This is a genomic window from Mesorhizobium sp. WSM4840 (genome assembly GCF_055811755.1).
In genome coordinates, this window is the sequence record NZ_JBVVQD010000033.1 from 1 (window position 1) to 24,116 (window position 24,116).

The 24,116-nt window shown below is 63.7% G+C and carries 16 protein-coding genes; 3 read left to right on the plus strand and 13 right to left on the minus strand.

Annotation, left to right across the window (positions count from 1 at the left end):
- Positions 1-334 precede the first annotated feature (334 nt).
- On the plus strand, positions 335-1,147 hold the full coding sequence (locus AC0L3I_RS30310) for a helix-turn-helix domain-containing protein (RefSeq protein ID WP_473529344.1): 813 nt from the start codon (positions 335-337) through the stop codon (positions 1,145-1,147).
- On the opposite strand, the gene AC0L3I_RS30315 is transcribed toward AC0L3I_RS30310, so the two are convergent.
- Complete coding sequence (locus AC0L3I_RS30315; protein ID WP_473529392.1) at positions 1,148-2,050, minus strand: DMT family transporter; 903 nt, start codon at positions 2,048-2,050, stop codon at positions 1,148-1,150.
- Between the two features lie 44 nt (positions 2,051-2,094).
- Positions 2,095-4,401 carry a xanthine dehydrogenase family protein molybdopterin-binding subunit gene (locus AC0L3I_RS30320; protein ID WP_473529345.1) on the minus strand — a complete coding sequence of 769 codons (2,307 nt, stop codon included), beginning with the start codon at positions 4,399-4,401 and terminating at the stop codon, positions 2,095-2,097.
- Between the two features lie 156 nt (positions 4,402-4,557).
- Here AC0L3I_RS30320 and pepN point away from each other — a divergent pair, with 156 nt between their 5' ends.
- A complete protein-coding gene (gene pepN, locus AC0L3I_RS30325) occupies positions 4,558-7,203 on the plus strand; it encodes an aminopeptidase N (protein ID WP_473529346.1) in 2,646 nt (881 codons plus the stop codon).
- Between the two features lie 313 nt (positions 7,204-7,516).
- The gene (locus AC0L3I_RS30330; protein WP_473529347.1) at positions 7,517-9,844 is read left to right on the plus strand and encodes a PAS domain-containing sensor histidine kinase; all 2,328 of its coding nucleotides are present in this window, start codon (positions 7,517-7,519) and stop codon (positions 9,842-9,844) included.
- Between the two features lie 91 nt (positions 9,845-9,935).
- On the opposite strand, the gene AC0L3I_RS30335 is transcribed toward AC0L3I_RS30330, so the two are convergent.
- The 11 genes from AC0L3I_RS30335 to AC0L3I_RS30385 form a co-directional block, all read right to left on the minus strand.
- Positions 9,936-12,896: a bifunctional [glutamine synthetase] adenylyltransferase/[glutamine synthetase]-adenylyl-L-tyrosine phosphorylase gene (locus AC0L3I_RS30335; protein ID WP_473529348.1), complete on the minus strand. Its 2,961-nt coding sequence runs from the start codon at positions 12,894-12,896 to the stop codon at positions 9,936-9,938.
- Positions 12,896-14,365: a sensor histidine kinase gene (locus tag AC0L3I_RS30340; RefSeq protein ID WP_473489722.1), complete on the minus strand. Its 1,470-nt coding sequence runs from the start codon at positions 14,363-14,365 to the stop codon at positions 12,896-12,898. The genes AC0L3I_RS30335 and AC0L3I_RS30340 overlap by 1 nt, the downstream gene beginning before the upstream one ends.
- Position 14,366: 1 nt before the next feature.
- The gene (locus tag AC0L3I_RS30345; protein WP_123149880.1) at positions 14,367-15,041 is read right to left on the minus strand and encodes a response regulator transcription factor; all 675 of its coding nucleotides are present in this window, start codon (positions 15,039-15,041) and stop codon (positions 14,367-14,369) included.
- 372 nt (positions 15,042-15,413) lie between these two features.
- Positions 15,414-16,943 (minus strand): Do family serine endopeptidase, encoded by a 1,530-nt coding sequence (locus AC0L3I_RS30350; RefSeq protein ID WP_473489721.1) that lies wholly within the window; start codon positions 16,941-16,943, stop codon positions 15,414-15,416.
- Positions 16,944-17,073: 130 nt separating this feature from the next.
- The gene (locus AC0L3I_RS30355) at positions 17,074-17,541 is read right to left on the minus strand and encodes a cytochrome c-type biogenesis protein (protein WP_473489720.1); all 468 of its coding nucleotides are present in this window, start codon (positions 17,539-17,541) and stop codon (positions 17,074-17,076) included.
- On the minus strand, positions 17,538-19,529 hold the full coding sequence (locus AC0L3I_RS30360; protein WP_473489719.1) for a heme lyase CcmF/NrfE family subunit: 1,992 nt from the start codon (positions 19,527-19,529) through the stop codon (positions 17,538-17,540). The genes AC0L3I_RS30355 and AC0L3I_RS30360 overlap by 4 nt, the downstream gene beginning before the upstream one ends.
- Before the next feature lie 5 nt (positions 19,530-19,534).
- Positions 19,535-19,978, minus strand: coding sequence for a cytochrome c maturation protein CcmE (gene ccmE, locus AC0L3I_RS30365; protein ID WP_473489718.1), 444 nt, complete (start codon positions 19,976-19,978; stop codon positions 19,535-19,537).
- A 3-nt stretch (positions 19,979-19,981) separates the two neighbouring features.
- Positions 19,982-21,130: a c-type cytochrome biogenesis protein CcmI gene (gene ccmI / locus AC0L3I_RS30370; protein WP_473529349.1), complete on the minus strand. Its 1,149-nt coding sequence runs from the start codon at positions 21,128-21,130 to the stop codon at positions 19,982-19,984.
- 219 nt (positions 21,131-21,349) lie between these two features.
- Positions 21,350-21,790: a hypothetical protein gene (locus AC0L3I_RS30375; RefSeq protein ID WP_258118304.1), complete on the minus strand. Its 441-nt coding sequence runs from the start codon at positions 21,788-21,790 to the stop codon at positions 21,350-21,352.
- Between the two features lie 176 nt (positions 21,791-21,966).
- Positions 21,967-23,418 (minus strand): ATP-binding protein, encoded by a 1,452-nt coding sequence (locus tag AC0L3I_RS30380; protein WP_473529350.1) that lies wholly within the window; start codon positions 23,416-23,418, stop codon positions 21,967-21,969.
- Positions 23,402-24,067 carry a response regulator transcription factor gene (locus tag AC0L3I_RS30385; RefSeq protein WP_023800820.1) on the minus strand — a complete coding sequence of 222 codons (666 nt, stop codon included), beginning with the start codon at positions 24,065-24,067 and terminating at the stop codon, positions 23,402-23,404. The genes AC0L3I_RS30380 and AC0L3I_RS30385 overlap by 17 nt, the downstream gene beginning before the upstream one ends.
- Positions 24,068-24,116: the final 49 nt, after the last annotated feature.

Sequence of the window (24,116 nt, forward strand, 5' to 3'; positions counted from 1 at the left end):
GAACCCCCTCGCGCACAATGCGCAAAACTGTTCGCGATGTCCTCGCACACCTGTTCGCGATCTCCCCAGTCCAAACACCCTTGTGGGAGAAGGTGGATTGGCGCGCGGAGCCAAGACGGTTGAGGGGTGTTGGAAGAAATGAGGCGCTGATGATTCTGTCGCCGTGCGCCAGCTTCTCGACTTGGATGAGGGTGTTTCGCCAAGCTGGAACACCCCTCATCCGACCGAGCTTCGCTCGGCCACCTTCTCCCACAAACAAGGGGAGAAGGGAAGAGCGGCATCTATAACCTCACAGGTAATGGAAATGCGATCGCTGCCGGCATAGTGTGCCGCCATGACAGCAACCCAGAGTTCCGCCGGCAGCCTCATTCGCGAATGGCGCACGCGCCGGCGCATGAGCCAACTCGATCTCGCCATGGAAGCCGAAATCTCGCAACGGCATCTGAGCTTCGTGGAAAGCGGCCGCGCGGCACCCTCGCGCGATATGGTGCTGCATCTGGCCGAGCAGCTGTCGATCCCACTGAGGCAACGCAATCAGCTCCTGCTGGCCGCAGGCTTTGCCCCCAGCTTCAGCGAGCGTTCGCTCACCGATGCTTCACTGGCGCCGGCGATGGCTGCCGTCGAGGTCGTGCTCAAGGGGCACGAACCCTTCCCGGCGCTCGCTGTCGACCGGCACTGGAACCTGGTATCGGCGAATGCGGCCATCGGCCCGTTCCTTGCCGACGTCGCCGAGCCCTCCTTGCTGAAGCCCCCGGTCAACGTGCTGCGACTCAGCCTACACCCAGGTGGCGTCGCGCCGCGCATCATCAACCTGGCCGAATGGCGCGCGCATCTTCTTGACCGGTTGAAACACCAGAACGACGCTTCAGGCGACCCGGTTCTGGTCGAATTGGAACGCGAGCTTCGGACCTATCCGTCCGGCCTGAACGGCACGCGGCCGGTACCGGTCGAGCCGAACGCGATCGTGCACCCGCTGCGGCTTGCCCATGGCGATGCTGTGCTGTCGTTCATCAGCACCATCACCGTGTTCGGCACGCCGCTCGACGTGACGCTGTCGGAACTGGCGATCGAATCCTTTTTCCCCGCCGATGAGCAGACAAGGACCGTGCTGGTGCGATTGGCGAAGGAGCGGGCCGAGCCGTCCTGATCATCCTTGCGGCGGCGTCGCCTGGCGGGTGCGGGCACGTTCGAGGCCAAGCTGGCGCTCGCGCCAGATGATGAAGATGCCCGCGGCAACGACGATCGTGCCGCCGACAAGCATGTGAACCGTCGGGACGTCGCCGAAGGCGAGATAGCCGACGGCTATGCCAAGCAGCATCGACGTGTATTCGAAGGGCGCCACGACCGAGGCCTCGGCATGGCGATAGGCTGCCGTCATCAGAATCTGAGCGAGCCCGCCGCAAAAGCCCGCAGCTATGAGAAGACCCGCCTGCGCCGGTGTCAGCGCCTGCCAGCCGAACGGCAGCGAAAGCAACGCCAGGACGCTCGCCGTCACCGAAAACCACAGCACGATGGTTGCCGTCGGTTCGCTCTGGACGAGATTGCGCACCAGCAGCATGGCGACGGCCGAGATCGCTGCCGCGACCAAAGCGGCGATGACGCCGAGCACCTCCTGATCGCCGAGTGCTGCGCCCGAACCAAGCAGCGTCAGTTCCGGCCACGAGATGACCAGCACGCCGACCAGTCCCACCGCAACCGCGCTCCAGCGATAGACGCGAATCGCTTCGCCGAGGAAGATCGAACTGAACACCACCACCAGCAGCGGCTGTGCGTAGTTCAGCGTGATCGCCTCGGGAAGCGGCAGCCGTGTCAGCGCAAAGAAGCCGAGTCCCATGGCGCAGACGCCGACAACGCCGCGCGCAATGTGGTTGAGCGGGCGCTTGGTCGAAAACGCCATGCCAAGCTTTCCCTGGAAGGCCAGGAAGACGACGATCGGAAAGATGGCGAAGAAGGAGCGGAAGAACACGATCTGGCCAGCCGGCACCGTGCCCGCCGCCTTGATGCAGGACGACATGCCGACAAAAACCGCCACCGACACGATCTTGAGCATGATCCCGGTCAGCGTGTTGTGCCCGTCGGGATGATCTGTCGGGCTCACTTAGCAATTGCTTCCTGGATCGCCGCCCAGATGCGCGCTGGCGTTGCCGGCATGTCGATATGCCTGATGCCGTAGGCGCGATAGAGCGCATCCGTCACCGCATTGAGCGCGGCAGGAGTCGCTCCGATCGTGCCGGCCTCGCCGGCGCCCTTGATGCCGAGCGCATTGGTGGTCGATGGCACATTGCGGGTCTCGAAATGGAAGAACGGTAAATCGTCGGCGCGCGGCATGGCATAGTCCATGAAGCTCGCCGTCAACAGCTGCCCGTCCTCGTCATAGACCGTGTTCTCGGTCAGCGCCTGGCCGATGCCCTGGACGACGCCGCCATGCACTTGGCCGGCCAGCAGGATCGGATTCACGGTGACGCCGAAATCGTCGACGATCGTATAGCGAACAATCTCCGTCGTGCCGGTGTCGGGATCGATCTCGACCTCGCAGATGTGGGTGCCGTTCGGATAGGTGCATTCGTCCTGCACGAACTCGCCAAAGCCTTTGAGATCGTCCGGGTTCTTGGCGGCCTTGGCGATGCTCGAAAAATCGATGGTGCGGTCGGTGCCGACGATGCGGGCAACGCCGTTGGACAATTCGATGTCGCCGGCCGAGGCTTCCAGCTCATCCGCGGCGATACGCTTGATCTTGTTGGCCAGATCCTCGCCCGCGCGAGAAGCTGATACGCCACCAAGGGGAATGGAGCGCGAGCCGCCGGTGCCGCCGCCGGCCTTCAACTCGTCGGTGTCGCCCTGGCGGACATGGATCTTGTCGATGTCGAGATGTAGCTTTTCCGAGAGGAACTGCGCATAGGCGGTCGCATGCCCCTGCCCGTTGGTCTGGGTGCCGATCTTCAGCGTCACGGTGCCGTCGCCGTTCAACTCGACAAAGGCCGGCTCAGAGCCCGGAAAGGCACAGGCCTCGATATAGGTCGCCATACCGATGCCGCGGATCTTTCCTTCAGCCTTCGACTGCGCCAGCCGCTCCGGGAACGCCTGCCATTCCGCCTCCTCGATGGCGCGGTTCATATGGCCTTCGAATTCGCCGGTGTCGTAGAGACGGCCGGTCTGCGTGCGGTAAGGGAACTGCTCAGGCTTGACGAAATTGCGCCGGCGAATCTCCTCGACGGGAAGGCCCAGATCGTGAGCGCAGGCGTCGACGAGCTTTTCCAGCAGGAATGCCGCTTCCGGGCGGCCGGCGCCGCGATAGGCGTCGACCGGGCAGGTGTTGGTGTAGAGGCCGGTCACCGAAACATCGAGCGCCTGGATGTCGTAGACGCCGGTCGACATGGTGACGCCGATATAGGGGATAAATGGGCCGTATTGCGAGACATAGGCGCCGATATTGGCGAGCAGATCGACCTTCATGCCGAGGAAGCGGCCGTCCTTGTCCATCGCCATCTCGGCGGTCACGACATTGTCGCGGCCTTGCGCATCGGTAAGGAAGTGCTCGGTGCGGTCGCCGGCCCATTTCACCGGGCGGCCAAGGCGCCTGGCGGCCTCAAGGACCAGCGGATGTTCGCGATAGACGAAGCTTTTCGGCCCGAAGCCGCCGCCGACATCCGGCGTGATGACGCGCAGCTGGTTCTTTTTGATCTTGAACACGTCGGCCAGGATGTACTGCATCGAATGCACACCCTGCGAGCCCGTGGTCAGCACGAAGCGGTTGTCTTTCGTGTTCCATTCGCCGATCGCCGAGCGCGGCTCAATGTAGTTGCAGACCAGCCGGTTGTTGATGAATTCGATGCGGGTGACATGCGCCGCCCTGGCGAATGCCACCGCGGTCTTCGCCTTGTCGCCGATGTGGTAGCTGAAGGCACGGTTGGAGCCGAGTTCCGGCCACACCAGCTGCGTGCCTTCGTCAAGCGCGGTGGCGGTGCCGGACGCGGCAACCTCGCCCTCGTAATCGACCTCGATCAGTTCGGCGGCGTCCTGCGCCAGTGTGCGGCTGTCGGCGACGACGAAGGCGACCGCGTCGCCGACATAATTGACCCGGTCGCGGCAAAGGACCGGAATATCGCGGGTCGGTGCCTTGGTGCCGTCCGGCTGCCTCTGCATGACGCCGGATTTCAGCTTGCCGAGATGAGCAATATCCGCACCGGTCAGCACCAGATGGACGCCAGGTGCCGCCTTGGCCGCCTCGGTCGAACCGATGGTGAAGCTTGCCTTGGCCACCGGTGAGCGCAGAACGTAGCCGTGCAGAAGGCCGGCCGGCTGGATGTCGTCCGTGTAGCGACCGAGACCCTTGATGAAGGCCTGGTCCTCGTAACGCAGCACAGAGGCGCCCATGCCGAATTTCGGTGTGACGACGGTCAACGTATACCTCGCGATGATGATTGGAAAACGAGTGCCTGAAATAGGCGCTGCGCCAGTTTTGTCGAGTGACGGTTTCGTGTAAAGAGCGCGGGCTTCAAATTTCTTGGACCAGCGGACTCACCTGCCGCTGCGGGAATCGACAGGACACCCCACGGAATGCGCACGGACACCGGCCAGGTCTTCAGGCTCGAAGACTATCGCCCCACCGACTATCTCATACCGGAAACCAGCCTGACTTTCCGCCTGTCGCCAGAAGCCACGCGCGTCGTCGCCGTGCTGACGGTTGAACGCCGCGACGGCATCGCGGCGTCAGTGCCGCTGGTGCTGGACGGCGATGGCCTGACGCTCAGCCGCATCGCAATCGACGGCCGGACACTCGCGCCGGCAGATTTTTTTGCCACGCCCGATCAGCTGACGATCACCACGCCGCCCGCAGCACCCCGTTTCCAGCTCCTGATCGAAACCGAGCTGGCGCCGGCACACAACGAAGCCCTGATGGGCCTCTATCGCTCCAGCAACGTCTATTGCACGCAATGCGAGGCCGAGGGCTTTCGGCGCATCACCTATTTTCTCGACCGCCCCGATATCCTGTCCGTCTATACGGTGCGCATCGAGGCGCCGCAGCACGAGGCGCCACTGCTCCTTTCCAACGGCAACCCGGCGGGCAGCGGCGAACTTGCCGACGGCTGGCACTATGCGGTCTGGCACGACCCCTTCCCCAAGCCGTCCTATCTGTTCGCCCTGGTGGCGGGCGCTCTCGGCAAGGTCGCGGACAGCTTCGTCACGTTGTCCGGCCGCAAGGTCGAGCTCGGCATCTATGTCGAGCCGGGCAAAGAGCGGCTCGCCGGCTACGCCATGGACGCCCTGAAACGGTCGATGAAATGGGACGAGGAGGCGTTCGGCCGCGAATACGACCTCGACGTCTTCAACATCGTCGCCGTGTCCGACTTCAACATGGGCGCGATGGAGAACAAGGGCCTCAACATCTTCAACGACAAATATGTGCTGGCTGATCAGGAGACTGCAACGGACGCCGATTTCGCCAATATCGAGGCGATCATCGCGCATGAGTATTTCCACAATTGGACTGGCAACAGAATCACTTGCCGCGACTGGTTCCAGCTTTGCCTGAAGGAAGGGCTGACGGTTTTCCGCGATCACGAATTCTCCGCCGACCAACGCTCGCGAGCGGTGAAACGCATTGCCGAAGTGCGCACGCTGCGGGCGCATCAGTTTCCCGAAGACCAGGGACCGCTGGCGCATCCGGTGCGACCGCGCCGCTACCGCGAGATCAACAATTTCTACACGGCCACGGTCTACGAAAAGGGCTCGGAAGTGGTGCGCATGATCCGCACCATTCTCGGCAGCGAGACGTTCCGGGCCGGCATGGATCTCTATTTCGAGCGCCACGACGGCGACGCTGCGACGATCGAGGACTTCATCAAGGTGTTCGAGGATATGTCCGGCCGCGACCTCTCGCAATTTTCGCTCTGGTACCATCAGGCGGGCACGCCCAATCTGACGATCAGTTCGACGTACAATCCGGCAGCCCAGGAATTCATGCTCGAGATCGAGCAGTCGGTACCGCCAACGCCGTCCGAAAGCCGCAAGCGGCTGATGCATATTCCGCTGGCCTTTAGCCTGGTCGGCGCCGACGGCAAAGCGATAGCCTATAGCGGCGTCGAGGGCGCCAGCGTCGAGGACGGCGTCATCCATATCCGCAAGCGCCGGCACATGGTGCGCTTCTCGGGCGTTGGCGAGCGCCCGGCGATGTCGCTCAATCGCGGCTTCTCGGCGCCGGTGACGCTTTCCGTCGAGCAGAAGGCCGACGATCAGTTCTTCCTTGCCGGCCATGACAACGATACGTTCTCGCGCTGGCAGGCGTTCAACACGCTTTTGACCGAGGCGCTGATATCAGCCTTCCGCCAGGTCCTTGACGGCAAGCAGCCCGGTTTCGCATCACGGCTGACCGGGCTTGCCGGCAAAATAGCCGGCGACGAGACACTCGAACCGGCCTATCGGGCGCTGGCTCTGGCGCTTCCGGGCGAAGCCGATATCGCCCGCGACATCGGCAAGAACATCGATCCCGATGCCATTTTCCGGGCCCGCGAGCCGCTGACGGCCGCGATCGCCGAGGCCAACCGCGAGATATTCTCCGACCTCTACGATCGATTGGCCGACAAGGACGGTTTCAGTCCGGATGCGGCGAGCGCCGGGCGCCGGGCGCTGCGCAACACCTTGCTCGACTATCTCTCGCTGCTGCCGGGAGGTGCGGCGCTTGCGGCCCGGCACTTCCAGTCCGCGACCAACATGACGGACCGTGCCGCCGCACTGACCGTGCTTGCGCTCCGCCACCGCGGTTCGCCCGAGACGGTCAAGGCGCTGGCCGACTTCGAAGCGAAATATGCCACCGATCCGCTGGTGATGGACAAATGGTTCCAGATCCAGGCCAGCGTGCCGGGCCCGCAAACCATTCATGCGGTGCGCGCCCTCACCGGCCACCCGGCCTTCTCGATGGCCAATCCGAACCGGGTGCGCTCGCTCGTTGGCACGTTTTCCAGCGCCAACCAGACCGGCTTCCATCGCGCCGACGGCGAAGGCTACCGGTTTTTCGTCGAAACGGTCCTGCAGGTCGAAAAGCGCAACCCGCAGCTGGCCGCCAGGCTGGCGACGGCACTCAGATCATGGCGCTCGCTCGAACCTGCCCGGCGGGCCAAAGCAAGGGAAGCGCTGCTTTCGATTGCCAAAACCGAGAACCTGTCGACCGATTTGCGGGACATCGTCGAGCGCACGCTGGCGTAAGGTATGTCGATATTCAGGTGATGCCGGCCTGCGAACGGCGGTTTTCTGCGCTTCCGGTGCTCACGTACCCAAAAGTACGCTCCGCTCCTGTTCTCGGAATCCACCATTCTCGGCGCGACCTGACCTGAATCTCAACACACCTTTGAAGGTTGCCGCCCGGCATCGGGCGGAAAAGCCATTATTTTAGTCGATTTTTAATCTTTTTTCGCCGCGCCTATGGACAAGCCGAATCACCTTTGATTCTTTAGCTGAAGATTCGGAAGTGCGGCGTCGCCGGATCGTCAAGCAGATTTAAAATCGGGGAGAGCCATTTATGGCGAAGGCGGACGCGTGGGGCGCGCCCGGAGGGACGGGTTTTGAGCAGCGTGAGACGAGAAGCGATGGTCTCGCCGGCAACGCGCGGCTCATCGCCGAACCCGCCTACCGACGGCTTCTGGCAGCCGAGCCATTGTTGCGTCGATCGATACCGGCCCTCATCATCATTTTCCTGGTCGTCATCGCGGCGCTGCGGTTCCTGTCGCTGATGAACGAACGTGACGACGTGGAACGCGACGCCAAGGCGATCCTTTCGCTCGCGGCGGGCCAGCTCGCCAGTTCGATGAGCACCGATGCGAAGATGGCCTCAACGCCTGGCGCGACGCAGGACCTGTTGGAGGGCATCAGCCGTCAGGGCGCCATGGGCCGAAGCCACGTGCTTGCGGTCACCGATAGCGCGTTCAAGATCGTCGCCGTGACACCGCAATCGACGGACTGGGAAGGGCGGTCGCTCGACGTCATCGCCCAGGGCGGTCAGCCGCTGTTCATGTTCGGCGACCGCGCCGGGGTGATGGAGGTAAGCATCGGCGGCAAAGACTGGTATGCCGCGGTGAGCCTGACAAATGCCAGGAACGGTGCTGCCGCAGCGCTCGTACCGCAGGAAGCGGTCTTCGACACGTGGCGCAAGACCGTTTCGCTCAACGTCACGCTGTTCGTGCTGACAGCCGGCGTGCTGATCGTCATCCTCTACGCCTATTTCGGCCAGGCGGCGCGCGCCCAGGCCGCCGACCGCATTTATCTCGAAGCGCACCAGCGCATCGATATGGCGCTGGTGCGCGGCCGCTGCGGCCTGTGGGACTGGGACATGGTGCGCGGCAAGATGTACTGGTCGCGCTCGATGTACGACATGCTGGGCTATGAGCCCTGCGACACAATGCTGTCGTTCGGCGAGGTCGACGAGATCATCCATCCCGAGGACGGCGACCTGTTCCAGCTCGCCAACAGGATCGTCGCACGCGAGATCGATCACATCGACCAGGTGTTCCGGATGCGCCATGCCGATGGACAATGGGTGTGGATGCGCGCAAGGGCGCAGGTGATCGACCCGGAAGCGCCGGAGATCCAGCTGATCGGCATCGCCGTTGATGTCACCGAGCAGCGGCACCTGGCGCTACGCTCCGAGGCCGCGGATCTTCGCCTGCGAACGGCCATCGAAAACATCAACGAATCCTTCGTGCTCTGGGATTCCGCCCAGCGCCTGATCATGTGCAATTCCAAATACCAGCAGGACAACGGCCTGTCGGACCGCGACGTGATGCCGGGCGCCTCGCGCGCCGTTCTGGAAGATCGCATGCTTGCCTTCGCCTCAGAGCGCCGGCTTGCCAACACCAACGGGCAGCAAGGCGGCGTAACCTTCGAGCGGCAGCTTGCCGATGGCCGCTGGCTGCAGGTGAACGAATTGCGGACCAGGGACGGCGGCACCGTCTCGGTCGGCTCCGACATCACCCAGATCAAGCTGCACCAGGAGAAGCTGGTCGACAGCGAGCGCCGGCTGATGGCGACGATCCACGATCTCAGCCTTGCGCGCCGGGCTGAGGAAGAGCGGTCGCGCGAACTGGTCGAGCTCAATCACAAATACATGAAGGAAACCGAGCGCGCCGAGGCCGCGAACCGGGCCAAATCCGAGTTCTTGGCCAACATGTCGCATGAATTGCGCACGCCGCTCAACGCGATCATCGGCTTCTCGGAGCTGATGGAACAGGCGCTGTTCGGGCCGTTGGGTTCGCCGCGCTACGAGGAATACGCTACCGACATCAACGGCAGCGGCAAATATCTTCTGGGCGTCATCAACGACATCCTCGACATGTCGAAGATCGAGGCCGGCCAGTTCTCGATGGATCAGGAGGAAATCGACCTCTGCCCGCTGATGCGGGAAACGGTGCGCGTCATCTCGCTGCAGGCAGCGGAAAAGTCGATCACCGTCGAAACACGCATCCCCGATTCGCTGACGCTGTTCGCCGACCGCCGGGCGATCAAGCAGATCATCATCAACCTGCTGTCGAACGCGGTGAAATTCACCGGCCAGGGCGGCCGCATCGCGGTAAGGGCCCGCAACACGTCCAGCGCTCTGGTCCTGACGATCGAAGACAATGGCTGCGGCATCCCGAAGGAAGCGCTGAGCAAGCTCGGGCGGCCGTTCGAACAGGTGCAGAACCAGTTTTCCAAGAGCCATGCCGGTTCCGGCCTTGGCCTTGCCATCTCACGCTCGTTGGCCGAACTTCAGGGCGGCGCCTTGAAAATCCGCTCCACCGAAGGCGCCGGCACGATCGTGTCGGTGCGCATTCCGATCAAGAAGCCGACGCAGCCGGTCAGGGCCGCCGCCTGACCTCTGTTGTCGTGAAGCGGTTGCAACTCTCGGAAACGCCGTGGGGCAGCGCCCCCGATGCAATTCAAAGCAGCCGTTTGGTGTTGCGACGTCATGACCGTTTCGCACGAAGCAAAAGGTCGAAATCCTTTCTGACCTTTTGCGACGTCTCCTTGAGGTGCGCTTCCAGCACAGCGAAATCCGGCAGGTCGGTGACCGCCAGAAGCAGATCCAAAAGCCCCGGCGGAACATCGTCGCGTTCGAACACCCCGGTGAGGCAGAGCCGCGTCATCTGGGTCAGCGCCAGATAAAGCGCATAGGCATCGCAAAGCTCCTGCCTGACCTGGGCCTCGGCGAAATCCGGCGCCAGCCTCGACAGGGCTTCCGCTGTCCCGGTGACCCGGCGGCCGGCTTCGAGCTTTCCCGTGATCACCGCCACCTGCGCGATGAATTCGAGGTCGATGAGACCGCCCGGGATCAGCTTGATGTCCCAGAGATCGCGCGACGGCTTCTCCTTCTCGATCATCGCGCGCATCTCGGCCGCCTCGGCCATCACCTTGGCGCTGTCGCGCGGCAGGGCAAGCACCGCCGCCACCTCGGCCTCGACCTCGGTGCACAGCGCCTGATCGCCACCGATCGCGCGGGCCCTGGACAGCGCCATATGCTCCCACGTCCAGGCGTCCTTGCGCTGATACTTCTTGAAGGCATCGACATGGGTGGCCACCGGCCCCTTGTTGCCGGACGGCCGCAAGCGAAGGTCGAGCTCGTAGAGAACGCCCTCGGCGGTCGGCGCGGACACGGCTGATATCAGCCGCTGCGTCATCCTGGAGTAAAAGTGGGATGGGGGGAGCGGCTTGTCGCCGTCGGATTCTTCGGCATCCGCATCGTGATCATAAAGCAGGATGAGGTCGACGTCTGAGCCGGCCGTCAGTTCGCGGCTGCCGAGCTTGCCCATGCCGAGCAGCGCAACGGTGCCGCCGGCGATGCGACCGTGACGCAGCGCGAACTCGGCGATGACCGCCCGCAGCGCCGCGTCGATGGTGAGATCGGCCAGATCGGAAAAGGCACGGCCGGCGCGGGCCGGGTCAATCGAGCCGGCAAGCAGCCTGACACCGATCAGGAATTTCTGCTCGGACGCAAAGATGCGCAAGCGGTCGAGCACGTCCTCATAGGCCCTGTCGCCCTCGAGGAAGGCGGCGAGACGGCCGGACAGATAGGCGCGATCCGGCAGCTCGGTCAAAAGGGCCGGATCCAACAGGCCATCGAACACGTGCGGCCGGCGCGTGATGATAGCGGCCAGCCGTGGGGCCGCGCCCATGATCGTCGCCAGCAGCTTCAGCAGAGCCGGATTGGACTGGAGCAGCGAGAAGAGCTGGATGCCGGCGGGCAGGCCGGCAAGGAATTCGTCGAAGCGTATCAACGCCTCGTCCGCCCGGCGCGTCTGACCGAAGGATTGCAGCAGCGCCGGCGTCAGTTCGGTCAACCGCTCGCGCGCCTCGGCCGACTGGGTGACGCGATAGCGGCCGAAGTGCCAGCCGCGGATGACGCGGCAGATGTCGCTCGCCCGCTGGAACCCCAATCTCTGCAGGGTCTGCAACGTATCGGGGTCATCGACATCGCCGGTAAAGACCAGATTGCCGATGCCCGCCGAAAGCTCGGGCGCAGTTTCGAAGAGTGCTGCGTAGTGGCGTTCGACCTGGTGGAGTGCGGCGCGGAACGCCTCGGCAAAGGCCGCCGCATCGGCAAAGCCCAGAATGCGGGCAATGCGTTCGAGCTCTTCGTCATCCTCCGGCAGTACATGGATCTGCTCATCGGCGACCATCTGGAGAGCATGCTCGACGCGGCGCAGGAACCAGTATTGCCGGGCGAGCGCGTCGCGCGCATCGGCCGTGATCCAGCCGCGTGCCGCAAGCTGGCCAAGCATCGGCACGGTCACGCGGCCGCGCAGCTCGGGGAAGCGGCCGCCGGCGATGAGCTGCTGGGTCTGGACGAAAAATTCGATCTCGCGAATGCCGCCGCGGCCGAGCTTGACGTTGTGGCCCTTCACCGCGATCTCACCAAGACCCTTGTGGGCGTGGATCTGGCGCTTGATCGAATGGACGTCGGCGATCGCCGCATAGTCCATGTATTTGCGCCAGATGTAGGGCTGGAGATCCTTCAGGAACGCAGCACCGGCGGCGAGATCGCCGGCCACCGGACGCGCCTTGATCATGGCGGCGCGCTCCCAGTTCTGGCCGCGCGCCTCGTAGTAGCGCAGTGCCGCCTCGACCGGGATCGCCAGCGGCGTAGAACCGGGATCGGGACGAAGCCTGAGGTCGGTGCGGAAAACATAGCCGTGTTCGGTGCGATCCTGGAGAATGCGGACCAGCCGGCGCGTCAGGCGCGAAAACAGCTCCGTCGCATCGAGCGGGTCGACGACGGCAGACGCCTGCGGGTCGAAGAAAACGACGAGGTCGATGTCGGAGGAGAAGTTCAGCTCATGGGCGCCCAGCTTGCCCATGCCGAGCAGGATCCAGCCCGACCGGCGCGCCGGATCCTCGAGGTCCGGCAGTTTGAGCTTGCCTTGTCCGTGCGCGTCGCGAAGCAGGAAGTCGACGGCAGCGCGGGTGCAGGCGTCGGCAAGATCGCTCAGCCGCTGTACTGTGACTGCTGTTTCAGCCTCGCCTGCAAGGTCGGCCAGCGCGATCAGGACATGCGCTTCCGCTTTCCATTGCCGCAGCTCCATCATCAGGCTGTTTTCGGAGATGGCTTCCGCCCGCGCAGCCTTGTCGATGGAGGCGCCGATCGACGCCAGCCGGGCCACGACGGTCTCATCGAAAAGCGCATCCACGATCTGCGGGCGGCGGCGTACTGTGTCGCGGAGAAATGGCGACAGGTCGAACACTGCGGCGAGGAAATCCTGGACGGCGCCCTTGCCGGTGAGAAATTTCGCGAGCCGGGCAAGCCCGTCTTCCTGCGCAGCGGAAGCGATTTCCGACAATTCCCGCCTGGCGCGGTTCCGATCCAGGGGGACGAGCTTTGTCGCCGGATTCAGAAGCCAGTTGGTCTGTTCCGCAGCCGCCCTCACCGCCATCAGCGATCCTCCCGTTCGGGAAAACTCATGACGACGGACAATCCGGGATCGGCGGGCAGAAGATCAAGCCGTCCGTTGTGGAATGTCATGATTGCGTTGGCAAGGCTGAGGCCCAGACCGGAGCCCGGCTGCGAGCGGCTCTTCTCCAGGCGCACGAAACGCTCGGTCGCCCTGGCGCGATCGGCATCGTCGGGAATGCCCTGGCCGTTGTCTGTGACGGAAAGCCTGATTTCGCTACCGACGCGATCGAGCGTCACGCGGACGATCGGCTTGGATGTCGAATCGGTCGAATATTTGATCGCGTTGTCGACGATGTTCGATAGCGCCTGGCCGATCAGCTCGCGATTGCCTTCAACGGCGAAGGCATCCTGCACCGAGGTCTCGAGTGTCACTCCCACCTCCTCCGCCACCGGCTCGTAGAGCTCGACGACATCGCGCACGGACGCAGCCAGATCGACCCGGCTGGTGCTTTCTGAGGAATAGCCCGCCTCCAGCCTGGAGATCATCAGGATGGCGTTGAAGGTCTTTATCAGCTGGTCGGACTCGGCGATCGTCGCTTCCAGCGCCTGGCGGTAGTCGGTAGCGCTGTGCTTGCCGGAAAGCGTCGCTTCGGCACGGTTGCGCAGCCTGGTCAGCGGTGTCTTCAGATCATGGGCGATGTTGTCGGAGACCTGCTTCAGCCCTTCATTCAGCGTGGCGATCCTGGCCAGCATGGAATTGAGATTTTCGGAAAGCCGATCGAACTCGTCGCCGGCGCCGGTGACCGGTAGCCGGCCGGAAAGGTCGCCGCCCATGATGCGGCGACTGGCCTCCGACACCGAGTCGATGCGCTTCAGCGCCGCGCGGCCGACGAAGAACCAGATCAGGAACCCGCCGAGCGCCATCATGCCGAGCGCCAGCATCAAAGCGCGGCGGATGACGGCGCGGAACCGCTCCGGCTCGCCAAGGTCGCGGCCGACGAGCATGATCATCTGGTTCGGCAGGCGCAGCACCAAGGCAATGGCGTTGTGGCCCTTCTCGCCTTCGACCTGGACTTCGCTCTGGCTGGGTTCGTTCGGGTCGGCGACCGGGTTGCGCTGCCGCTCGAGCTCGCCCTCGCCGAAGCGTCGGTAGGAAAACGGCGCCGTCGTCCAGCCCTCGGCCTCGAGAACGCCGGGCTCCAGGCTCTGCACGTTTCCGGTTAGGATCTGGCCGTTGGTGTCGGCGATCAAATAGAGATTGGCGCCGGGCTGGCGGGAGCGCTGCTCGACCACGCGGACCAGCAGCGGCAAGCCGCCGCGCTGGTAGGCCCGGGCGAGGCCGAGCACTTCGTCGTTGATAGTCTCCTGCGTCTGGCCGGTCAGCATGCGTGCCGACAGCGAGGTCATGTAGAAGACGAGCAGCACCGCACAGATGGCGAACAGCAGGAGATAGAGCGCCGAAAGCCGCGCTGCCGTCGTCTTCATGATGGCCGGCATGGAGAGAGCCATGCTACCCGCTCTTGAGCATATAGCCGGCGCCACGAACCGTGTGCAGGATCGGCTTGTCGAAGCCCTTCTCGATCTTGCCGCGCAGCCGCGAGACGTGAACGTCGATGACGTTGGTCTGCGGATCGAAATGGTAGTCCCAGACATTTTCCAGCAGCATGGTGCGCGTCACCACCTGGCCTGCATGGCGCATCAGATATTCAAGCAGGCGGAACTCGCGCGGCTGCAGCGTGATCTCGCGCGCCGCGCGCCGCACCGAATGAGAGAGCCTGTCGAGTTCGAGATCGCCGACCCGGTAGACGGTTTCGGCTTCCTTGGCGCTGGCGCGGCGGTTCAGCACCTCGACCCGGGCCAGAAGCTCGGAAAAGGCATAGGGCTTGGTCAGATAGTCGTCGCCGCCGGCGCGCAAGCCGGTGACCCGGTCGTCGACTTCGCCGAGCGCCGACAGGATCAGCACCGGCGTTGTATTGCCTCTGGATCTCAGACCGGCGATGACCGACAGGCCGTCGCGGCGCGGCAACATGCGGTCGACGACCATCACGTCATAGTCGCCGGAGTCAGCGAGCGCGAAGCCGGTTTCGCCGTCGCCGGCGACATGGGCGGTGTGGCCGGCCTCGGTAAAGGCTTTCTGGAGGTAATCGGCCGCCTCGCGATCGTCTTCTATGACGAGAATCTTCATGGGACCGTTATACGCGATTTCGCTGGAAGATTGAGTGGCCGGCATATGCATCGTGGCCTTCACCAGGGCGTATCGCGAACAAATTTGATTCAAGGATACGCAGTAAGTCTTTGTTTTGAAATGTCGTTGCCCCAGAGCCATCGGCACCCTCGGATCAAGCCCGAGGCTCATCCCAAAACCGCTTCACACTTCTGGGCGAGATGCTCTGTTGTTCGAGCATATCGTCATGCACTGTTCGAGCGGCAGCGGGCGATGGGAGCCCGCTGCCGCTGGGGCGGAACACGATGACTGACTAACGCATTCAAGCCCCGTGCTTTCCCCATGCGACGGCTCGGGGTGTTTGAAACCGCCGCACCGGAAAAGTCTGGAACGTCAGCCCTTGGCGACAGGCAGCGCGACGAAGCGGTTGCTGTCGTCGCGGGTGATCTGCATCAGCACCGCCTTGCGGCCCGATTTCACCGCATCGGCCATGGCCTCGGCGACGTCGTCGGTGCCATTGACCTCCGTCGAATTGACCGAGGTGATGACGTCGCCGGGCTGGATGCCGCGATCGGCGGCATCGCTATCGGGATCGACATCGGTCACCACAAGCCCTTTGCCCTCATCGGACCTGGTGACGGTGAGGCCGAGATCGGCCAGCGTATCGGCCTTTGGCGGAGCGGAAGGCTGCTGGTCGGCCGAAGCCTGCTTGTCGCTCAAAGGCAGCGTGCCGAGGTCAACCTTGACGGTCTCACTCTTGCCGTCACGCCACAGCGTGACGTCGACCGGCTTGCCGGGCTGGTAGGCGCCGATCAGACGAGCGAGTTCCTTCGGCGAAGCGACGTCCTTGCCGTCCACCTGAGTGATGACGTCACCAGCTGATATGCCGGCCTTCTTGCCGGGACCATCGTCTTGGGCGCTGGAAACGAGCGCGCCCTTATCGGACTTCAGCCCGAGCGATTCGGCGATTTCGGAGGTGACCGGCTGGATCTCGACGCCAAGCCAGCCGCGCTGGACGGTGCCGTCCTTCATCAGATCCTGCACGACCTGTTTGGCGGTCGAGGCGGGAATGTCGAAGGCAATGCCGACGCTGCCGCCGGACGGCGAGAAGATCGCGGTGTTGATGCCGACGACCTGGCCGTTGAGGTTGAAGGTCGGGCCGCCCGAATTGCCGCGGTTCACCGAGGCATCGATCTGGATGAAGTCATCATAGGGACCGGCGCCGATATCGCGGCCACGGGCCGAGACGATACCGGCGGTGACCGTGCCGCCGAGGCCGAACGGATTGCCGACGGCCACGACCCAGTCGCCGACGCGAACCTTTGAATCATCGGCGAAGTCGACATAGGTGAACTTGCCGTCGCCTTCGACCTTGAGCACCGCGAGGTCGGTGCGCGGATCCGTGCCGACCAGCTTGGCGTCGAGTTCCTTGCCGTCATGCATCACCACAGTGAAGGACGAGCCGTCTCCGACGACATGGTTGTTGGTGACGAGGTAGCCATCCTCGGAGATGAAGAAACCGGACCCTTGGGCGACCGGCCGCGGCTGGCGGTCACGGCGTCCGAAACGCCGCATTCCATCCCGGCCATCCTGATCGCCAAAACCACGGAACTCCCTGAAGAAGCGGCGCAATTGCGGATCATCGGGAAGATTGCCGAAAGCGTCCGGCAGGTCGGAGCCGTCGTCGGCGGTCGATTCTATCTTGGCTTTGACACGGACACTGACGACCGCCGGCGAAACGCGCTCGACCACATCGGCGAAGCTGGGGACCTGCGGCGCCTCGACACGCACGGCCTCGGCCAGGACCGGGGCTGTCCCGGTGGCAACCGCGCCGAAGCCGATTGCGCCGGCAATGGCCACTGAAGCGGCGGCAGCCATCAGGCGTTTGCGGGTGCGGGGATATGAATTGGGGGCAATATTCATGGGTCTCGTATCCTCTTTCAAGGGATGCGCTTCGGTCGGCATCCTCGGGCAAGAGAAATAGGGGCGCGCACATTACGGCGCCATTTCCGGTGCATGAAACTTTTGTAATGTTTGCGGGCGGCGGCCGCCATCAGTCCCGGTGCAAAATAGTGTCCAGCTCTGCCTGTTCCTCGGCGGTCAAAGTATTGGTTGCCGTCGAACGGCGCGACCGGGCAGTCAGCACGATGAAAATCCCACCGACAAGCAGCAGAAACACCGGCGTACCCCACAACAGCGCATTGCGCAGGCTGAAGCGCGGCTTCAACAGCACGAACTCGCCGTAGCGGGAAACGATATAGTCGATCACCTGCCGGTCGGTGTCGCCGGCGACGAGGCGCTGGCGAACCAGCACGCGCAGGTCGCGGGCAAGATCGGCATCGGATTCGTCGATCGACTGGTTCTGGCAAACCATGCAGCGCAGCTGCTCCGAAAGCGTCCGGGCCCGCGCCTCGAGCGCCGGGTCGGCCAGAACCTCGTCGGGCTTCACCGCAAGTGCGGCGCCGGCAAACAACAACGTCAGCAGCAGAATCAGCGAGGCCAGCGAAAATCTTGCGCTCATGGCAGGCTCGCGGAAGGCACGGCGCCTGCCGACTTGCGGCGGCGCGACGGTGCCCCGACGCGCAGCCGCCGGTCCATGAGCGACATCGCAGCACCTGCCATCATGACAAGGGCGCCGCCCCAGATCAGCGTCACCAGAGGCTTCCACCACAGCCGCACCACGACGGAGCCGTCGGTCGCCACGTCGCCAAGCGAGAGGTAGAGCTGGCTGAACCCGATCGTCTTGATACCGGACTCGGTCGTCGTCATCTGCCGGACGGGATAGGAGCGCTTGGACGAGGTGATTGCAGCGGCAGTGCGTCCATCGGCGCCGAACAGGGCGAAGCGGCCGCGATCCTCGCTATAGTTGGGCCCGTGGGCCGGATAGAGCCCTTCGAAACGCAGCGTGTGGCCGGACAGTTGCACGGTCTCGCCTGCACGCATCGACAAGATCTTCTCGGTGCCGAAGCAAAGCGTGCCGACGATGCCCAGCGTCGTCAGCCCGAGGCCGAGATGGGCGAGCGCGGTGCCGAAGACCGAACGCGGCAGGCCGGCGAAGCGCCTGAGCATGGTGCTGGGCGCCACAGCGCCAAAGCCGGACTTGACGGCAATATCGGTGAGCGCGCCGCAGATCAGCCAGACGGCCAGGCCGACGCCAAGTGCTGCGAACACCGACGCGCCATCGATGAACAAGGCCGTCACCAGCACGGCCAGAAGCGCTGCGGCGAAGGCCGCCATCAGCCGCTGGGCGACAGCGAAAATGTCGCCGCGCTTCCAGGCCAGCAGCGGCCCGAACGGGACCACGACGAGAAGCGGCACCATCAGCGGGCCGAACGTCATGTTAAAGAACGGCGCGCCGACCGAAATTTTGTCGGCTGAAACGGCCTCGACGGCCAGCGGATACAGCGTGCCGATCAGCACGGTGGCGGTGGCCGTGGTCAGGAACAGATTGTTGAGGACCAGCGCCCCCTCGCGCGAGATCGGATGAAACAGGCCGCCGGCCGTCAACCTCGAGGCGCGAAAGGCGAACAACGCCAGTGATCCGCCGATGAACAGTGTCAAGATACAGAGAATGAACACGCCGCGCGTCGGATCTGTGGCGAAGGCGTGGACGGAAGTGAGCACGCCGGAGCGCACCAGGAAGGTGCCGAGCAGCGACAGCGAGAAGGTCAGGATCGCCAGCAACAGCGTCCAGATCTTCAAGGCCGAGCGCTTTTCCATGACGATCGCCGAATGGAGCAGCGCGGTGCCGGCCAGCCAAGGCATGAAGGAGGCGTTCTCGACCGGATCCCAGAACCAGAAACCGCCCCAGCCAAGCTCGTAATAGGCCCAGTAGGAACCCATGGCGATGCCGCCGGTCAGGAACATCCAGGCGACCAGCGTCCATGGCCGCACCCAGCGCGCCCAGGACGCGTCGATGCGGCCTTCGATGAGGGCGGCGACCGAGAAGGAAAAGCAGATCGAGAAGCCGACATAGCCGAGATAGAGCAGCGGCGGATGGATGGCGAGGCCGAGATCCTGCAGGATCGGGTTGAGATCGCGGCCCTCGATCGGCGCCGGATTGAGCCTGGCGAACGGGTTGGACGTCGCCAGGATGAACAGGAAAAAGGTGGCGCCGATCGCGCCTTGCACGGCCAGCACATTGGCTCGAAGGGTCGCGGGAAGATTGCTGCCGAAAGCAGCGACGAGCGCGCCGAAGAAGGTCAGGATCAACACCCAGAGCAGCATCGAGCCCTCGTGATTGCCCCAAGTGCCGGTGATCTTGTAGATCAGCGGCTGCAGCGAATGCGAGTTGTCCCAGACGTTGGCCACCGAAAAGTCGGACGTTGCATAGGCTATCGCCAGCGCCGCGAAGGAGAGAGCGGTCAAGGCAAAGCCGGTCACTGCGACCGGACCGCCGACGGCCATCAACTTCTGGTTGTTGATACGCGCGCCGAACAGCGGCACCAGCGCCTGCACCAAAGACAGCGCGAACGCCAGGACCAGCGCGAAATGTCCGGTTTCAACCAAGGCCGTTACTCACTCTTGCTCTCCTGCCACACGCCCTTGGACTTGAGGCTCTCGGCCACCTCCTTGGGCATGTAGTTCTCGTCGTGCTTGGCCAGCACGCTGTCGGCGACGAAGACGCCGTCCGGGCGAAACGTGCCTTCAGTGATGACGCCCTGCTCCTCGCGGAAAAGGTCGGGAAGAATGCCGGTGTAGGTGACCTTGACCTGCTTCTGGTTGTCGGTCACCGAAAAGGCGACGGTGGCCCCCTCACCGCGCTCGATCGTACCTTTTTCGACGAGGCCGCCGAGTCTGATACGCTGCCCGGGCTGCAGGCTGGCGTTGGTCAGATCGGCGGGCATGTAGAAGTAGGAGGCCTTCTGGCCGAGCGCGTAGAAGGTCAGACCGGTGGCGGCACCGAGAAATGCCAACCCTCCGGCGATCACCGACAGTCTTTTCTGCTTGCGCGTCATGTTTTACTCCGTCGCCGTCAGGCCAAGCGAGACGGCAAAGGCGGTGAATTTCTTCGCTTCCTCACTATCGGAGCCAAAAACGGCGATACCGCGATTGAGCGCATCGCGTGCCTGATCGGCCTTGCCCAGCACGACATAGGAACGAATAAGCTGCATCCATCCTTCCGCATCGCGCGGGTTTTGCCGCAGTCTTTCATCAAGTCCCGCGACCATGGTGTCGATCATCGCTTCCCTGTCCTGCGGCGACATCGACGAGGATGCATCGACATCCCCGGCGCCGACATCCCCGGTGTTCGGGCCTTTTGCAGGCACTCCCGAAGCGACGCTCTGTCTGGCGGATTCGGCCAGTGCTTGCTCGACGGCGGCGCGCCAGGCTGAGTCCTGCGGCAAGGCCGCGAGCATTTTCTGCCAGCCAGCTGTCGCCTCCTCAATGCGGCCTTCCTGCGCCATGCCCATCGCCAGATAAAAGCTGGCCTTCGGATTTGCCGGATCGAGCTTCAGCGCCGCCTCGAAGGCGGCCTGAGCGTCGGCCGAAACAATGCCGCCCGCTGCGCTGGCGATCGCCTCGCCGAGGCCGGCCTGGCGGGCAGCGCTGTCGCCGTCGAGGCGAATGGCGTTGCGGTACGCCGTCACCGCGTCGGAAAACCGCTGCATGCGCAGATAGACCGGCGCCAGAACGTCCCAACCCCTGCCGTCGGACGGATTGGCGGCAAGGTGGGCCTCGGCGCGTGCCACCAGTTCGTCCACCGAACTGTCGGCGGGATTCCTGGCCAGTCGCTCGCTGAGCGGCTGCGACGGCAGCTCGGGCGAGCCGAGCTGGCTGTACAAGCCCCAACTGACCAGCGGAACCGCCAGGACCGCGGCCGTCGCAACCAATCTGGTCGCCATCGACGGCTGCCGCGCCGCTGCCTTGTCGGCGGCATTGTCCAGGCGAAGGATGCGGCGGGCGATCTCCGCACGCGCCTCTTCGGCCTCCGCCGGCTGGATCAGGCCACGCGCCACGTCCCGGTCAAGCTCGGACAACTGGTCGCGATAGACTTCAAGGTCATGATCGCTGCTAGCCGAGCCACCCTTCGGGCCGCCGGCCAGCGGCAGCAGAACCGCCAGGCTTGCACCCAGCGTGAGAATGGCAGCTATGACCCAGAACAGCATGCTTCTTCCAATAACGGCAGAGCCCTGCCCTGCCAACACAGGCGTCCTGCGACGCTTTGACGGCAGATGCGTCGCTTGTCCTTGATTAATGTCAACCGGACCTAAAGCGCGTCGCGTTCGACCGGCCTCATGCGACGCGCTTCAGGCTGTTGTTTTCATGCATGTCGTTATCGCAAACCGCTACACACTTTTACGCGACATGCATTATCCGGCCGGTCGTTACGTCAGTGGCGTCCAGCTGCCATCGGCGTTGCGGCAAGCGGTTCCGCGCGCGGTGGCGCCGGCAGCGCCGGTAAAGACCGTATGAGTGTATTGCCGGCAGTCCTGCGAGCCGACACGATAGGGCTGGGCGGGCACGACTTCGCCGTAATGCGCCGACCGATCGCTCTTCCATGTCACCTTCTGGCCGCTCGCCGTGTACTCGAGCGCCCTGTATTCCGCTTCCAGCGCCTTTCGCTTTTCCGGATCGCTCAAGCCGGTACCGATGGATCCGCTGACGAGGCCGCCCCCCATGGCGGAAATGATCGTCGTCGCGATCTTGCCGTCACTTGGCGGCGTGGCGGCCGGTTGCGGCGCCACCGTGGGGCCAGAGCTCTTGCCCAGCGTCGTGCAGCCGGAAACGGCCAGCAGTGCGGAAACGAGCGCGACGCGAATCTTCATGCCAACAACCGGTTTTCTTGAGTTAGAGCTGGGCCGCGCCATCGGGGAAGTCGGCGTGGCCATAGTGTCGATGTTTGTCGGAAATTTGGCCGCGGCCGACGGCTCCGGGACCAGTCGACATGCCGCAATATCACGCACCGTCGATCAATGTCGACTGGCCCAGCAAAAGCATAAGTCTAGTGAAGGCTCCGCAATCGAACCACCGCCTTCAACCCGCCCATGCTCGACCGTTCCAGAGCCAGAACGCCTCCATACTCGTTGACCAGGTCAGCGACAATGGCAAGTCCAAGCCCGGTCCCCGGCTTTGTCTCGTCGAGCCGCCGTCCGCGCTTCAGCGCCTCGCGCGCCTTGTCGTCGGGAATGCCCGGGCCGTCATCTTCGATGCTGATCTCGAACAGATTGACAGCACCCTCCTTGCCGACGCCACTCTTCTTGCCAGAGATTGGCGCCGCCGACACGGCGACCGCGCTCTTTGCCCATTTCATGGCGTTGTCGAGCAGATTGCCAAGCAATTCTTCCAAATCCTCGCGTTCGCCGGCAAAGACGATATCGACTGCCGGCAGCGAAAGCGAGAGAGCGGTCTGCGGGTTGAGTTTTTGCAGAACGCGCACCATGCGCTGGACCAGCGGCGCCACCGGCGTGCGGTAGACGACGCTGTCGCGTTGCGCCGCAACGCGGGCGCGCTGCAGATAATGGTCAACCTGCTTCTGCATAGAGGCGGCCTGCTCGGCTATGAGCTGGCCCTTGGCGCCGCCGAGCGCCCGCCCCTCATTGATCAGCACCGCCAGTGGCGTCTTCAGCGAATGGGCGAGGTTGCCGACCTGCGTCCGCGAGCGCTCGACAATACGCTTGTTGTTTTCGATCAGCGCGTTGGTCTCGTTGGCGAGCGGCTCGATCTCGGCCGGGAAGCGACCGTCGAGCCTTTGCGCGGTTCCTTCGCGCACCATGGCGAGAGCGTTCCTGACCCGGCGCAATGGCTGCAGGCCCAACAGGATCGCGATGGCGTTGATGGCGATCATGCCGACGCCGAACAGGGAAAGATAGGTCAGCAGGCGACGCTGGAAGGCGCCTATCTCCTGCTCGAGCTCGGTCTTGTTGCCCATGACACGGAAGCGCGCTGCGCGATTTTTCGCGTCGAGAACGAATTCGCTCTCGAACACTTCCAGTTCCTCGCCATCGATGCCTTCTGTCGCATAGCTGCGCTGGAAGCTGGCATTGAAAGGAACCTCGGCGACGCTTGGCGACAGGATCGCCTTGGTCATCGAGGAGGAGTGCAGCTCACCGCGCACGCCTTCCGACGCAGGCTCCACCGACCAGTACCAGCCGGAATTCGGCTCCGAGAACCGAAGATCGCCAAGGTCGGGAGCGCCGGTCAGCGAACCGCCTTCGGACACGCCGACCGAGCCGATCAGATTGAACAGATGCGCCGACAACAAGCTGTCGAAACCGCGCTCGCTCGCCTGGCGATAGAGGGTCGTGATCAGCGTGAAGATGACAATCAGGGTGAGTATCGCCCAGACCGTGGAAAAGGCGATCACCCGGAACGCCAGCGAACGCGGCCAGAACCGCAGTGAAAGCGGCGTTCTTGCAGTCTGTTTGAGCGGTTCCGCCTTACGCCTCCGGCTCACGCATTCGATAGCCCATGCCGCGAACGGTTTCTATCATGTCGATGCCCATCTTCTTGCGAAGCCGCCCGACAAAGACCTCGATTGTGTTGGAATCGCGGTCGAAATCCTGATCGTAGAGATGCTCGACCAACTCGGTCCGGGACACGACCTCGCCCATATGGTGCATCAAATAGGCAAGCAGGCGAAATTCGTGCGACGTCAACTTGAGCGGCACGCCGTCGACATCGGCCTTGGAGGCCTTGGTGTCGAGCCGCAGCGGCCCGCATGTCAGCTCGGACGACGCATGGCCGGCCGCGCGCCGGATGAGCGCCCGAACCCTGGCCAGCACCTCTTCGATGTGGAACGGCTTGGTGACATAATCGTCGGCGCCGGCGTCGATGCCGGATACCTTGTCGCTCCAGCGATCGCGCGCCGTCAGAATCAGGACCGGCATCTTGCGGCCGCCGCGCCGCCAGCGCTCGACCACGCTGATGCCGTCCATCTGCGGCAAGCCAATGTCGAGCACCACGGCATCATAGGGTTCGGTATCGCCGAGGAAATGCCCTTCCTCACCGTCGAAAGCCCGGTCGACGACATAGCCGGCATCGACCAGCGCGTCTGATATCTGCCGGTTGAGATCCTTGTCATCTTCGACAACGAGTACGCGCATGCGGGGATCATACCTGTTGAAGATCTGGCCTGTTGAAGAACTGCCCTAT